The sequence below is a fragment of the Roseicella sp. DB1501 genome (assembly GCF_013112485.1).
In the GTDB taxonomy this organism is placed as follows: Bacteria; Pseudomonadota; Alphaproteobacteria; order Acetobacterales; family Acetobacteraceae; genus Paracraurococcus.
Map to the genome: position 1 here is coordinate 106,984 of NZ_JABFHG010000011.1, position 12,556 is coordinate 119,539.

Annotated in this window: 14 protein-coding genes; 2 read left to right on the forward strand and 12 right to left on the reverse strand. The window is 71.0% G+C overall.

Annotated elements, in window-relative coordinates; genetic code table 11:
* Positions 1–140: 140 nt before the first annotated feature.
* The 11 genes from HJG45_RS20530 to HJG45_RS20575 form a co-directional block, all read right to left on the reverse strand.
* A complete protein-coding gene (locus HJG45_RS20530; RefSeq protein WP_171614539.1) occupies positions 141–935 on the reverse strand; it encodes a hypothetical protein in 795 nt (264 codons plus the stop codon).
* Between the two features lie 77 nt (positions 936–1,012).
* Positions 1,013–2,494 (reverse strand): carboxypeptidase M32, encoded by a 1,482-nt coding sequence (locus HJG45_RS20535; protein ID WP_171614541.1) that lies wholly within the window; start codon positions 2,492–2,494, stop codon positions 1,013–1,015.
* Between the two features lie 25 nt (positions 2,495–2,519).
* Entirely contained in the window at positions 2,520–3,221 is a 702-nt protein-coding gene (locus HJG45_RS20540; RefSeq protein ID WP_171614543.1) for an SURF1 family protein, read from the reverse strand.
* A complete protein-coding gene (locus tag HJG45_RS20545) occupies positions 3,218–3,589 on the reverse strand; it encodes a DUF983 domain-containing protein (RefSeq protein WP_171614545.1) in 372 nt (123 codons plus the stop codon). Before HJG45_RS20545 ends, HJG45_RS20540 begins: the two co-directional genes overlap by 4 nt.
* Before the next feature lies 1 nt (position 3,590).
* Entirely contained in the window at positions 3,591–4,436 is an 846-nt protein-coding gene (locus tag HJG45_RS20550; protein WP_171614547.1) for a cytochrome c oxidase subunit 3, read from the reverse strand.
* Positions 4,437–4,580: 144 nt separating this feature from the next.
* Positions 4,581–5,210 carry a cytochrome c oxidase assembly protein gene (locus HJG45_RS20555; protein ID WP_171614549.1) on the reverse strand — a complete coding sequence of 210 codons (630 nt, stop codon included), beginning with the start codon at positions 5,208–5,210 and terminating at the stop codon, positions 4,581–4,583.
* Positions 5,211–5,247: 37 nt separating this feature from the next.
* Complete coding sequence (locus HJG45_RS29265; protein ID WP_302479787.1) at positions 5,248–5,376, reverse strand: hypothetical protein; 129 nt, start codon at positions 5,374–5,376, stop codon at positions 5,248–5,250.
* Positions 5,373–6,311, reverse strand: coding sequence for a heme o synthase (locus HJG45_RS20560; protein ID WP_171614551.1), 939 nt, complete (start codon positions 6,309–6,311; stop codon positions 5,373–5,375). The genes HJG45_RS29265 and HJG45_RS20560 overlap by 4 nt, the downstream gene beginning before the upstream one ends.
* A 124-nt stretch (positions 6,312–6,435) precedes the next feature.
* Positions 6,436–8,076, reverse strand: a complete 1,641-nt coding sequence (gene ctaD / locus HJG45_RS20565) for a cytochrome c oxidase subunit I (RefSeq protein WP_171614553.1) — start codon at positions 8,074–8,076, stop codon at positions 6,436–6,438.
* Positions 8,077–8,124: 48 nt separating this feature from the next.
* On the reverse strand, positions 8,125–9,003 hold the full coding sequence (gene coxB / locus HJG45_RS20570; protein ID WP_171614555.1) for a cytochrome c oxidase subunit II: 879 nt from the start codon (positions 9,001–9,003) through the stop codon (positions 8,125–8,127).
* A 221-nt stretch (positions 9,004–9,224) separates the two neighbouring features.
* A complete protein-coding gene (locus tag HJG45_RS20575) occupies positions 9,225–9,551 on the reverse strand; it encodes a helix-turn-helix transcriptional regulator (RefSeq protein WP_171614557.1) in 327 nt (108 codons plus the stop codon).
* A gap of 210 nt (positions 9,552–9,761) precedes the next feature.
* Here HJG45_RS20575 and HJG45_RS20580 point away from each other — a divergent pair, with 210 nt between their 5' ends.
* Positions 9,762–11,096: an Nramp family divalent metal transporter gene (locus HJG45_RS20580; protein ID WP_171614559.1), complete on the forward strand. Its 1,335-nt coding sequence runs from the start codon at positions 9,762–9,764 to the stop codon at positions 11,094–11,096.
* Positions 11,097–11,140: 44 nt separating this feature from the next.
* The gene (locus HJG45_RS20585; RefSeq protein WP_171614561.1) at positions 11,141–11,818 is read left to right on the forward strand and encodes a transglycosylase SLT domain-containing protein; all 678 of its coding nucleotides are present in this window, start codon (positions 11,141–11,143) and stop codon (positions 11,816–11,818) included.
* Positions 11,819–11,848: 30 nt separating this feature from the next.
* On the opposite strand, the gene HJG45_RS20590 is transcribed toward HJG45_RS20585, so the two are convergent.
* A complete protein-coding gene (locus tag HJG45_RS20590) occupies positions 11,849–12,493 on the reverse strand; it encodes a class I SAM-dependent methyltransferase (protein ID WP_171614563.1) in 645 nt (214 codons plus the stop codon).
* Between the last annotated feature and the right edge of the window lie 63 nt (positions 12,494–12,556).

Here is a 12,556-nt window from a genome sequence, read left to right on the forward strand (position 1 = left end):
CCGGTCGCGCCGCAAGGTGCGTCACGCCGCAGGCCTACTGTTCGCGCGACGCCATGTAGCAAGGGTTGCGCAGCAAACCGCCAGCGCCCGAGGGGCAGCGATGGCGGCCGTTGACAGGTCACCATCAACGGCCGCCGGCATCAGGCGAGCTGCCGCGGGCGCCAGATCGCCACGTGGTCCACCTCGGCAATGGCGGCGCCAGCGCCGTTCGTCACCAGCACCGCGAGCTCGACGATCTTGTGGCCCTTGCGCTCGGCATTGGCGGTGACCCTGGCCCGGGCCACGAGGCTGTCGCCGAGTCGCGCCGCGGCGCGGTTGCGCACCCGGCTGCCGGTATGGATCCACGGTCCCAGCACCACATTCTGCACCAGCGCCTGGTTGCACAGGCGCAGCACCATGCCGGGATGCACGAGGCCGGCTTCGGCATAGAGCGGGTCGGTCTCCCGCACCGCCGCCAGATAGGCGGCGGCCGCCTCGGGCGTGACCTCGAGCGGGGCGGTGCCGAGGATGGCGCCGGGCGCGAGGCTCGCCTCGCTCGCCGGCGGCCGTTCGGCCGGCGGCGCGCGCCAGGGCGGTGCCTTCCCCTCGGGCGATTCGGCGGGCGGCGTCGCGGCGGGGAGGTCCGCCCGGCCCGTGGCGCAGACCGTCTCGCCGCGCCGGACGGTCAGCGCCAGGCCCTCGCCGTCGGCCTCCGCCTCGACCTCGACCAGCTCCTCGTCATGCACCGGCGAGAGGAAGCGGCATTCGGCGGTGCCGCGCTCCAGCCACGCCCGGCCCCAGCGCTGCACGGCCGGGTGGCAGGCATAGGCGTAGACCTCGACGCCCGGCACCAGGGCTCCGCGGAAGCCGAAGCGGCGCGCCACCGAATCGTCGTGGATCTTGTTCTCGGACTGCGCCGACAGGTTATGGGCGCGGACCTCGTAGCGCAGGGCCATGGCGGTTCCTCCTGCGCCGCAGCCTGTCCCCTGCCCCGCGCCGCGGCAAGCCGCCCAACGGGGTCACTGCACCGGGATCACTGCAAATAGCGGCTGCGGAGATGCGCGGTGAAATCCTCGGGGTCGAGCGGCCTGCCCGTCGCCTGGCGCAGCAGGTCCTGGAAGCCGAGGCGCGCCCCCTGGCTGTGCACCTTCTCGCGCAACCAGCCCATCAGCGGCCGCATCTCGCCCCCGGCGAGCGCCGCGTCGATCTCCGGCCGGTCGCGCCGCGCCGCCCGCATGAGCTGCGCCGCCGCCATCGCGCCGAGGGTGTAGCTCGGGAAATAGCCGAAGGCGCCGTCATACCAGTGGATGTCCTGCAGGCAGCCCTGCGCGTCGTCCGGCGGGGCGATGCCGAGCAGCCCCCGCAGCCCCTCGCTCCAGGCGGCGGGGAGATCGGCAAGGGCGAGCCGATCCTCGATCAGCGCCCGCTCCAGCCGGAAGCGCAGGATGACATGCGCCGGATAGGTCAGCTCGTCGGCATCGACGCGGATGAAGCCGCGCGCCACCCGGCGCCAATGCGCCGCGAGGTTCGGCACGGAATAGAGCGCGGCATCGCCGCCGAAGGTCCGCTGCAGCTCGCCGCCGAGGAAGCCGAGGAAGGCGTCGGAGCGGCAGGCCTGCATCTCGACGATCAGGCTCTGGCTCTCATGCGCCGCCATGCCGGCCGCCTCGCCCACCGGCTGGCGCGCCCAGGCTTCGGGCAGGCCGCGCTCGTACTGGGCGTGGCCGGTCTCGTGCAGCACGCCCATCAGCGCCTTGGCGACATCCGCCTCGGCATAGAAGGTGGTCAGGCGGATATCGGTGGGCGTGCCGCCGCAGAAGGGGTGCAGGCTCTCATCCAGCCGGGCATGCGCGTAGTCGAGCCCGGCCCGCTCCGACAGGGCGCGGCAGAGGCGACGCTGCCGCTCCACCGGGAAGGGGCCGGGCAGCGGCACCGGCGCCGGGCGGCGGGCCTGGATCGCCTCGGCCTGCGGCAGGGCCTCGCGCAGGAAGGCCTCGTAGGCGGCGAAGACCGGCTCCACCTCGGCCGCGGTCACGCCGCGCTGGTAGCCCTCCATCAGCGCGTCATAGGGGGCGAGGCCGAGCGTGGCGGAGAGCGCCGCCGCCATCTCCCGCTGCAGCCGCACCACCTCCTCGAGCCGCGGCCGGACCATGGCGAAATCCGCCCGCGCCTTGGCCTCCCGCCAGCAGGCCTCGCAGGCGCTGTTGGCGATCGCCATCGCTTCGACCAGCGCGGTGGGCAGCGCCGCAGCGCGGGCATGGGCGCGTCGCATGAGGGCGAGGTTGGCCGAGTCCCAGTCGCCGCTCGCCTCGGCGGCGGCGAGGTCGTCCGCCACCTCCGGCGCGGTCAGCAGGTCGTGCCCGAGGCCGGCCAGCACCGCGAGCTGCTCGCCCCGCGCCGCGGCGCCGCCGGCCGGCATCATGGCGCTGGCATCCCAGTGCAGCATGGCCTGCGCCTCGCCGAGGGTGGCGATGCGGGCGAAGCGCGCCTTCAGGCGCTCATAGGCGGTCGTCATGGCAGGCTCCTCCCGGGGAAACGCGTCACGCCGGCGGCTGGCCCGCTCCGGTGTCGGGGCGCCGCAGCAGGAAGGCGATGGTCACGCCGACCAGCGCCGCCGCCAGGCCGTACCAGGTGATGGCATAGCCGAGATGCGGGTTGTTCGGCCGCGGCAGGCTGCGCGCCGCCGCCGGCAGCAGGTCCGGCGGGGTGCCGGGCGGCGCCAGCGCCACCAGGCCGAAGGGCGCAGGCGGCGGCAGGCCGAGGGCCGCGCCGATCGCCGCCGGATCGAAGAGGTAGAAGCGGCGCCCGGCCGGATCGTCGCGCGGCGAGTTCCAGTCGCGCTCGTCCGGCGCCCGGACATAGCCGGTGACGGTCACCTGCCCCTCCGGCCGCGCGATGCCCTGGCTGCGCTCCGCCGGCACCCAGCCACGATCGACCAGCAGGGGCGGCGCGCCGGGGCGCAGCAGCGGGGTCAGCAGATGCGCGCCCATCGTGGTGCCGCGCACCTCGAGACCAAGCAGCGCCTCCTGCGCATGGTCGAAGCGGCCGGTGGCGCTGACCTTTGCATAGGGCGGCGGCACGGCCGTGCCGAGCGGCTGCGCCGGCCTGGCCTCCGCGGCGGCGATGGTCGCCAGGAGGTCGGTCTTCCAATGCAGGCGCCGCACCTGCCAGGTGCCGAGGCCGAGCAGCACGGCGAGCAGGGGCAGCGCGAGCAGCACCAGCGCCCAGCGGCGCAGGGTCATGCCGAGGCCCGCAGCCGGTGCCGGTATTGCAGCGCCACCAGCAGCGCCTTGGCCAGCCGCATCACCAGCAGCGAGAGCGGCAGCACGAGCACCGGCCAGAGCACCGCATGCAGCCAGAGCGGCGGCCGGTATTTCGCATCCACCACCAGCGCCGCGATCACCGCCAGCGCGCCGACGATGAAGATCCCCGCCATGGCCGGGCCATCGCCCGAATCATGCGCCCGCAGGTCCAGGCCGCATTCCGGGCAGGTCTCGCGCAACGTCAGCAGCCCGGAAAAGAGCGGGCCGCTGCCGCAGCGCGGACAGCGGCCCAGCAAGGCGACCGGCACCAGCGGGGCGGCTCCCTGCGGAGCCGGACCCGCCGCCATCTCAGTGCTCCATGATCTCGCCGGCACCCCAGACATAGATGCAGACGAAGAGGAACAGCCAGACCACGTCGACGAAGTGCCAGTACCAGGCGGCGGCCTCGAAGCCGAAATGCCGCTGCGGCGTGAAGGCGCCGCGCGAGGCCCGGATCAGGCAGACGAGCAGGAAGGTGGTGCCGACCAGCACGTGGAAGCCGTGGAAGCCGGTGGCGAGGAAGAAGGTCGAGGGATAGATGCCGCCGGTGAAGGCGAAGGGCGCCTCGGAATACTCGATCGCCTGGAAGGTGGTGAAGCTGATGCCGAGGATCACCGTGAGCGCCAAGCCGAGGACAAGGCCCTTGCGGTCGTTGTGCAGCAGCGAATGGTGCGCCCAGGTGACCGTGCAGCCCGAGAGCAGCAGGATCATCGTGTTGAGGAAGGGCAGGCCGAAGGGATCGAAGGTGTGGATCCCCTGCGGCGGCCAGACCGCCACCGCGGCGCCGGAGACGTGCTGCGGGTAGAGGGCGAAATGGAAGTAGGCCCAGAAGAAGGCGACGAAGAACATCACCTCGGAGGCGATGAACAGCGACATGCCGTAGCGCAGGCCAATGCGCACGACGGGCGTGTGCATGCCGGGCGTCCGCGCCTCGCGGATCACGTCACGCCACCAGAAGAACATGGTGGCGAGCACGCTGGCGATGCCGAGATAGAGCATCCAGTGGATGCCGTAATGCGCCAGCAGGACGATCCCGAGCACGAAGGCGCCGCCGGCGAAGGCTCCGGCGAGCGGCCAGGGCGAGGGATCGACCAGGTGGTAGGGGTGCTTGTGCAGCGGCGCGGGCTCCGCCGCGAGATCCGTGGTGCTGGCCATGTCTCGTCCTGGTTCGATCCTGTCAGGCGCCGTGGCGCGGGGCCGCATCGCCGGTGGTGGGCATCAATTCCGAAATCGCCGCCCCGATCAAGCCCGCCCGGTTGAGGCGTGCCGGGGATGTCCCACGTCTGTCCGGGCAGCGGCTCATGGCGTGGCGCGCGGGGCGGCGCCGACATGCGGCCCGGCGCTCGCCAGGGCGCCGGAGCGGTCCGCATCGTCGAGGCTGCGGAAGAAGGTGTAGTTGATGGTGACGGTGTGGATGTCCCGCGTCACCGGGTCCTCGGCCATCTTCGGGTCCACCCAGAAGGAGATCGGCATGTCCACCTGCTGCCCGGCCTCGAGCGTCTGCTGGTTGAAGCAGAAGCAAGCCGTCTTGTGGAAATACTTGCCGACCACCTCCGGCGTGACGTTGTAGGTGGCGACGCCGGTGACCGGCACCGCGGCGGCATTGGCCGCCTTGTAGAAGGCCATCCCCTCCTCGCCGAGATGCAGCCGCATCGGCCCCTGCCCGGGCGCGAAGCTCCAGGGCAGGCCGGGATGGGTGTTGGCGTTGAAGCGAACGGTGACCAGGCGGTTCGAGGCGCCCGGCGCGGCCGTGCCGCCCACCTGCACCGTGCCGTTGTAGCCGGTGACACGGCAGAACATGGCGTAGAGCGGAACCGAGGCGAAGGAGAGGCCGACCATGCCGCAGACGGCCGCGCCGACGCCGATGGCCATGCGGCGGTTGCGGCAGCGGAGCGTATCGGCGCGGGGATCCGAAGGGGGCTGGGTCATGGCTCGCAGGTGGCGGCGTGGCGTGGGACAGGCAAGGTCAGCCCCGCAGGACGCGCGCGGTGCTGATGAAGAAGAACAGGATGACGAGGGCGATCAGGATGCCCAGCACCGCCCAGTTCTTCTGCCGGCGCCGACGCTCGAGATCGGCGCGCTGCTCGGGTGTCATCCGAGCAGCATCCGGTCCGCCGCCAGCGCGATGAAGAGCAGGCCGAGATAGGAGAGCGAGTAGCGGAAGGCCTTCCGGGCAGGCGCATCGCCGGTGAGGCTGCGCCCGGCCGCATCCTGCCGGTCGCGCCAGACGGCGAGGGCGTGCCGGAGGAAGCCGGCCCCGAGGAGCAGCGCCGCCGCGGCGTAGATCCAGCCGGCGAAGCCGAGCAGCGTCGGCGCCAGCGTCAGCGGCACGAGCAGCAGGGTGTAGAGCAGCACCTGCCGCCGGGTCTCCCGCGCGCCATGGGTGACGGGCAGCATCGGCACGCCGACCCGCTCGTAATCGGCATGCGCGAAGAGGCTGAGGGCCCAGAAATGCGGCGGGGTCCAGAAGAAGATGATGGCGAAGAGCAGCAGCGGCTCCGGCGTCACGCTGCCGGTCACCGCCGCCCAGCCGATCACCGGCGGGAAGGCGCCGGCGGCGCCGCCGATGACGATGTTCTGGCTGGTCCGGCGCTTCAGCCACATGGTGTAGACGAAGACGTAGAAGCCGATGGAGACCGCCAGCACTCCCGCGGCCACCCAGTTCGTCGCCAGGCCGAGGATGATGATGGAGGCGGCGGCGAGCGCGACGCCATAGGCGAGCGCCGCCCCCGGCTCGATCCGGCCGGCCGGGATGGGGCGCGTGGCGGTGCGCTTCATCCGCGCGTCGATGTCGCGGTCGTACCACATGTTGATCGCGCCCGCCGCGCCGGCGCCGAGGGCGATGCAGATCACGGTGGCGATGCCGAGCGCCGGCGGCAGGTGGCCGGGCGCCACCAGCATCCCGACCAGCCCGGTCAGCACGACGAGCGAGATGACCCGCGGCTTCAGCAGCGTGACCCAGTCACGGACCTCCGAGAGATCCTGCCGGATGACGGCATCCGAGGCGGAGGAAAGGGTCACGTCGCTCATGATTACGGATCTGGGCCTTGTACCAGGGGGATGCCCTGCCCCGGGGATAAGGAGGGGGGAACAGGGCGAAACCGGTGGTCACAGGAGGGGATGCCGGGGCGCCTGGCCCCGGCATCGGCGCGCGTCAGCGGACGTGCGGCAATTCCTCGAAAGTGTGGAAGGGCGGCGGGCTGCTCACCTGCCACTCGAGCGTGGTCGCGCCCGGGCCCCAGTAGTTATCCGCCAGATGCTCCTTCGAGGTGAAGGTGCGGTAGCAGACGTAGAAGAACACCAGCATCGACGCCGCGGAGATGTAGGAGCCGACGGAGGAAACCATGTTCCAGCCCCAGAAGGCGTCCGGATAGTCCGGGTAGCGCCGCGGCATGCCCTGGGCGCCGAGGAAGTGCTGCGGGAAGAAGATCAGGTTGGCGCCGATGAACAGCATCCAGAAATGCACCTTGCCCCAGAACTCAGGGTAGGGCTTCCCGGTCATCTTGCCGATCCAGTAGTAGAAGCCAGCGAAGATCGAGAAGACGGCGCCGAGGCTGAGCACGTAGTGGAAATGCGCCACCACGTAATAGGTGTTGTGCAGCACCACGTCGGCGCCGGCATTGGCCAGCTTCACGCCGGTGACGCCGCCGACGGTGAAGAGGAAGATGAAGCCGATCGCCCAGAGCATCGGCACCCGCATCTGGATCGAGCCGCCCCACATGGTGGCGATCCAGGAGAAGATCTTCACGCCCGTCGGCACCGCGATGACCATCGTCGCCGCCATGAAGTAGGCGCGCGTGTCGACGTCGATGCCGCTGGTGAACATGTGGTGGGCCCAGACGATGAAGCCCACCACGCCGATCGCCACCATGGCGTAGGCCATGCCGAGATAGCCGAAGACGGGCTTGCGGCTGAAGGTCGAGACGATGTGGCTGATGATCCCGAAGCCCGGCAGGATCATGATGTAGACCTCGGGATGGCCGAAGAACCAGAACAGGTGCTGGAACAGCACCGGGTCGCCGCCGCCCTCGGGCTTGAAGAAGGCCGTGCCGAAGTTGCGGTCGGTGATCAGCATGGTGATCACGCCGGCCAGCACCGGCACCGCGAGCAGCAGCAGGAAGGCGGTGACCAGCATCGACCAGACGAACAACGGCATCTTGTGCAGGGTCATGCCCGGCGCGCGCATGTTGAAGATGGTCGTGATGAAATTGGCCGCGCCCATGATCGAGCTGGCACCCGCGAGGTGCAGCGCGAACAGCGCCAGGTCCATCGAGGCGCTCGGGTGATACTCGTTGCTCGAGAGCGGAGTGTAGATCGTCCAGCCCGCGCCCGCGCCCTCGCCGATGAAGGGCGAGGCGGCGAGCAGCATGAAGGCCGGCACCAGCAGCCAGAAGCTGATGTTGTTCATGCGCGGGAAGGCCATGTCCGGCGCGCCGATCATGATCGGCACGAACCAGTTGCCGAACCCGCCGATCAGCGCCGGCATGACCACGAAGAAGACCATGATCAGGCCATGGGCGCTGACCACGGAGTTCCAGAGCTGGCCGTCCGAGAAATACTGCAGGCCGGGATTCTGCAGCTCGAGCCGCATCACTACGGACAGCAGCACGCCGATGACCGCGGCGAAGACCGAGAAGATCAGGTAGAGGGTGCCGATATCCTTGTGGTTCGTGCTGAAGAACCAGCGCGCCACGAAGCCGGGCGCGTGGTCGTGGTGCTCGTCATGCCCGTGCCCATGCGCCTGTCCGTGCGCGGCATGCGGGTCGTGGGCTTCTCTGTCAGTCGCGGTCGCCATGGATCCGTCCCGCCTGGAGGTCGATCGTTGTCAGTCCTGCCGCCGGGCTCACCGGGGCAGGGCTGCGAGCTGCTGCGCATCGGCCGGCGCGGCCGCGGCCACCGGGGCCGGGCTGCCATCGGCCTGCGCGTACTTGGTCTTCGCCTCGGCGGCCCAGGCATCGAACTCGGCCTTCGGCACCGCCTGCACCTGGATCGGCATGAACCAGTGGTTGGTGCCGCAGATCTGGTTGCACTGCCCGTAGAAGGTCCCCGGCCGGTCGGCCTTGAACCAGGTCTCCAGCGTGCGGCCGGGGATGGTGTATTTCTGCACGCCGAGCGCGGGCACGAAGAAGCTGTGGATCACGTCCTGGCCGGTTGTCAGCACGCGGACGGTGGCGCCGACCGGAATCACCAGCGGCTCGTCCACCGCGAGGTTGCGCGGCTGGCCCGGCTGCAGGTCCTCGGTCGGGATCGGGCGGCTGTCGAAGGCGAAGTTGCCGCTGTCCGGATAGGCGTAGTGCCAGTACCATTGCCGGCCCTGCACGTTGATGGTCAGGTCGGCGTCCCGCGCCCGGTCCTCATAATAGATGAGGCGGAAGGACGGGATGGCGATCACCACCAGGATCAGCACCGGCACGACGGTCCAGGCGATCTCGATGATGGTGTTGTGGCTGGTGCGGGACGGCGTCGGATTGGCCGCCTCGCGGAAGCGGAACACCACATAGGCCAGCAGCGCCAGCACGAAGGCGGTGATGGCGATGATGATCCACAGTACCAGCGTATTGAAGTCGTGAATCGCTTCCTTCACCGGGCCGGCCGCCGGCTGCAGGCCGAGCCCCCAGGGCGTCGGCTGGCCGACGACGGCCCCGGACTCATCATGACCCTGCGCCAGGGCCGTGCCGATGAGGGAAGCGGCCCCGAAGAGACCGGCCAGTGCGAGCCGCATTGCGAGCCCCGATGCCTTAGCGAACCATCGCCCGTTCACACGTCGCTTCCCATTCCCGTCCGGGCCGGCGACCCGCGCCGCCCTGTCGCATTCCTGCCGGCCGCAAGGCAGCCGGCGCACCGCTCCGCCAGGGGCAGAACAGACGCGGCCGGACCATAAGTCCCGGCATGGTCCTGCACAAGTGAGGCGCCCCCGGCCCGCAGCAAGCCTGGCGCGAATTCTCAGCTGCCGGCCTCCGACTCGGCATCGACTTCCGCGACATGATCGACCATGTCCGACAGCATTGATCGGATATGCTCGTCCTGCACCGCGTAGAAGACCTGCCGGCCCCGGCGGTCGGCCTGCAGCAGCCGCGCCGCGCGCAGCAGCCGCAGGTGGTGCGAGACCAGCGAGGCGGAGATGCCGATGCGGTCCGCCATCTCGCCCACCGCGGCCGGCGCGTCGAGGCAGGCGAGAATGATCCGCAGCCGCGTTGGGTCGCTCATCAGGCGGAACATCTCCGCCAGCTCGACCACTTGGTCCTCGCCGATCCTCGGCCGTCCGCGCATCATCCCCATCCCAGCATCGCTCGGCCCCACAGTTGCGCAGAGCAAGGCCACGCCACAAGCCGCCCTTGACACCGCCGCTGCCCGGGGGCACCTGCTGCACCACCCATAACCACCTGAAAAACAAGGATCGTCTGAACAGTTGAAGACCTGTTCAGCCATGCCGGCCGGCTTGTCCCCATGCTGACCCGGCCCGAGCCCGAGCCTGCCCCCATGCCAGGCCCGCTGCGGGACCCGTTGCCGGGACAGGATCGCGGCGGCGTCAGCCTGCCCGAGATGCACCGCAGCGTCCGCGTGCCGGATTCCGCGGGATGGCTGCGCCGGTTGCTGGCCTTCATCGGCCCCGGCTACCTCGTCGCCGTCGGCTACATGGATCCGGGAAACTGGGCCACCGCGCTCGCCGGCGGCTCGGCCTTCGGCTACACGCTGCTGACCGTCGCGCTGCTCTCCTCGCTGATGGCCATGCTGCTGCAGGCGCTCTGCGCCCGGGTCGGCATCGCCACGGGCCGCGATTTGGCGCAGCTCTGCCGCGACCGCTTCTCCCGCCCGACCAGCCTCGGCCTCTGGGTGCTGGCGGAGATCGCGATCTGCGCCACCGATCTCGCGGAGCTCATCGGCACCGCCATCGCGCTGCAATTGCTCTTCGGCATCCCGCTCATCATCGGCGTGCTGCTCACCGCCCTCGATGCGCTGCTGATCCTCTGGCTGCAGCACCGCGGCGTGCGCTGGCTGGAGGCGCTGGTGGCGGGGCTGATGTTCCTCGTCTTCGGCTGCTTCGCGGCGCAGCTCATCCTGGCTCAGCCGGACTGGGGGGCGGTCCTCGCCGGCTACCTGCCGCAGGCCTCGATCGTCACCGACGGGCAGCAGCTCTACATCGCCATCGGCATCCTCGGCGCCACGGTGATGCCACACAACCTCTACCTGCACACCGCCATCGTGCAGTCCCGCGACTATGGGGAGGGGGTCGCGGCAAAGCGGGAGGCGATCCGCTTCGCCGCCATCGACAGCTCGATCGCGCTGTCGCTGGCGCTGCTGGTGAACTCCGCCATCCTCATCACCGCCGCCGCCGTCTTCCATGCCGGCGGCCGCACCGAGGTCGCGGAGATCCAGGAAGCCTATGAGCTGCTGACGCCGATGGTCGGCACCGCCGCAGCAGCCACGCTCTTCGCCGTCGCGCTGCTCGCCTGCGGCCTCAACTCCACCGTGACCGCGACGCTGGCCGGCCAGGCCGTGATGGAGGGCTTCCTCGGCCTGCGGCTGCCGCCCGTCATCCGCCGGCTGATCACCCGCCTCATCGCCATCGTGCCGGCGGTGCTCGTCACCTGGTGGCACGGGGAGTCCGGCACGGCGCAGCTGCTGATCCTCTCGCAGGTCATCCTCTGCCTGCAGCTTCCCTTCGCGGTGGTGCCGCTGATGCTCGTCGCCTCGGACCGCCGGAGCCTCGGGGCGCTGGCAACGCCGCGCTGGCAACTCGGGCTCGGCTGGGCGGCCACCATCCTGATCGTGGCGATGAACCTGAAGCTGCTCTGGGACGCCGTGGCCGGCTGAGGCCGGCATTGACGGCGGGGCGCCGGGCGGCCGAGATCGCTGCCATGCGCCCCCTCCTCGCCGGCCTGCTGCTCGCCCCGCTCGGCCTCGCCCGGCCGGCGCTGGCCGAGGCGGATCCCTGGACCGCCTGCCGCCAGGCGATCGTCGCCGCCGAGCCGAGCTCCGGCCTGCCGCGCGGCCTGCTGCTGGCCATCGCCCTGGTCGAGAGCGGCCGCAGCGATCCCCGCAGCGGCCGTTTCGAGCCCTGGCCCTGGGCGCTGAACGTGGAGGGCGAGGCGCGCATCCTGCCGAGCCAGGCCGCCGCGGTCGCCGAGGTGGCGGCGTTGCAGGCGGCCGGCCGGCGCTCCATCGACATCGGCTGCATGCAGGTCAACCTGCTCTACCACCCGAAGGCCTTCCCGGATGTGGCGACCGGCCTGCAGCCAGAGGCCAATATCCGCTACGCCATCACCTTCCTGACGGCGCTGCATGGCCGCTTTGGCAATTGGGCGGAGGCGATCGCCAATTACCACTCGGCCGATGCGGCGCGCGGCGCCGGCTATCAGCGCCGGGTGCTGCTCGCCCGGCTCGGCGCGGTCTGGCAGGCGGGGGGCGGGGCGGTGCCGCTGCCGCCGGGCAGCGCCGCGGCGCTCTGCGCGCCGGGGCACGCGCCATCCCTGCTGATCGGCCCGCGGGCGCCGCGGCCGCGGCTCACCTGCCGCGGCGCGGCGCATCGCCGCTGAAGGCCGGCCACGGCCCTCAGGCCCAAGGCTTCAGGCCAAGGCCGGCTGCGGCACCCGCACCAGGGTGAACAGGCCGAAGGGCGGGCAGGGCGTGATCTCCGCCGCCGCCGCCGGATCCTCGAGCAAATCGCCGAGCGCGAAATCCGGGTGCCAGCCGAGCACGCGCGAAAGCGGCGCCAGCGTCCGCTCCGCCCACCAGCGCAGCCCGCCCTGGGCGGCGAAATGGTTGACGAAGAGGAGCTGCCCGCCCGGGCGCACCACGCGGCGCATCTCCCGGTAGAGGCGGCGCGCATCCGGCACCACGGTCGCGGTGAACATGGCCACCGCGATGTCGAAGCTGGCATCGGCGAAGCCCATGGATTCCGCATCCATCTCGGCCAGCCCATGCACGTTGCGCAGGCGGCGGGCGGTGACCCGTTCCTTCGCGCGCCGCAGCATGTCGCGCGACAGGTCGATGCCGACCACGCGCTTGCGGGGATCGTAGAGCGGCAGGGCCAGGCCGGTGCCCACCCCCACCTCCAGCACGCGGCTGCCCGGCAGGGCGTTCACCGCCGCCACGGCGCGCCGCCGGCCGGGGCCGGAGACGGAGCCGAACACCTCGTCATAGACGCCGGCCCAGCGGCGATAGGCATCGCGCACCGCCTCGGCATCCAGTGCCGCGCGGGGGTGGCCCATCCTGGCGTCCTGGAGCAGCCTGGCTTCGCGAATGCTCGTGCCCCCCATCATGTTGCAAACGGC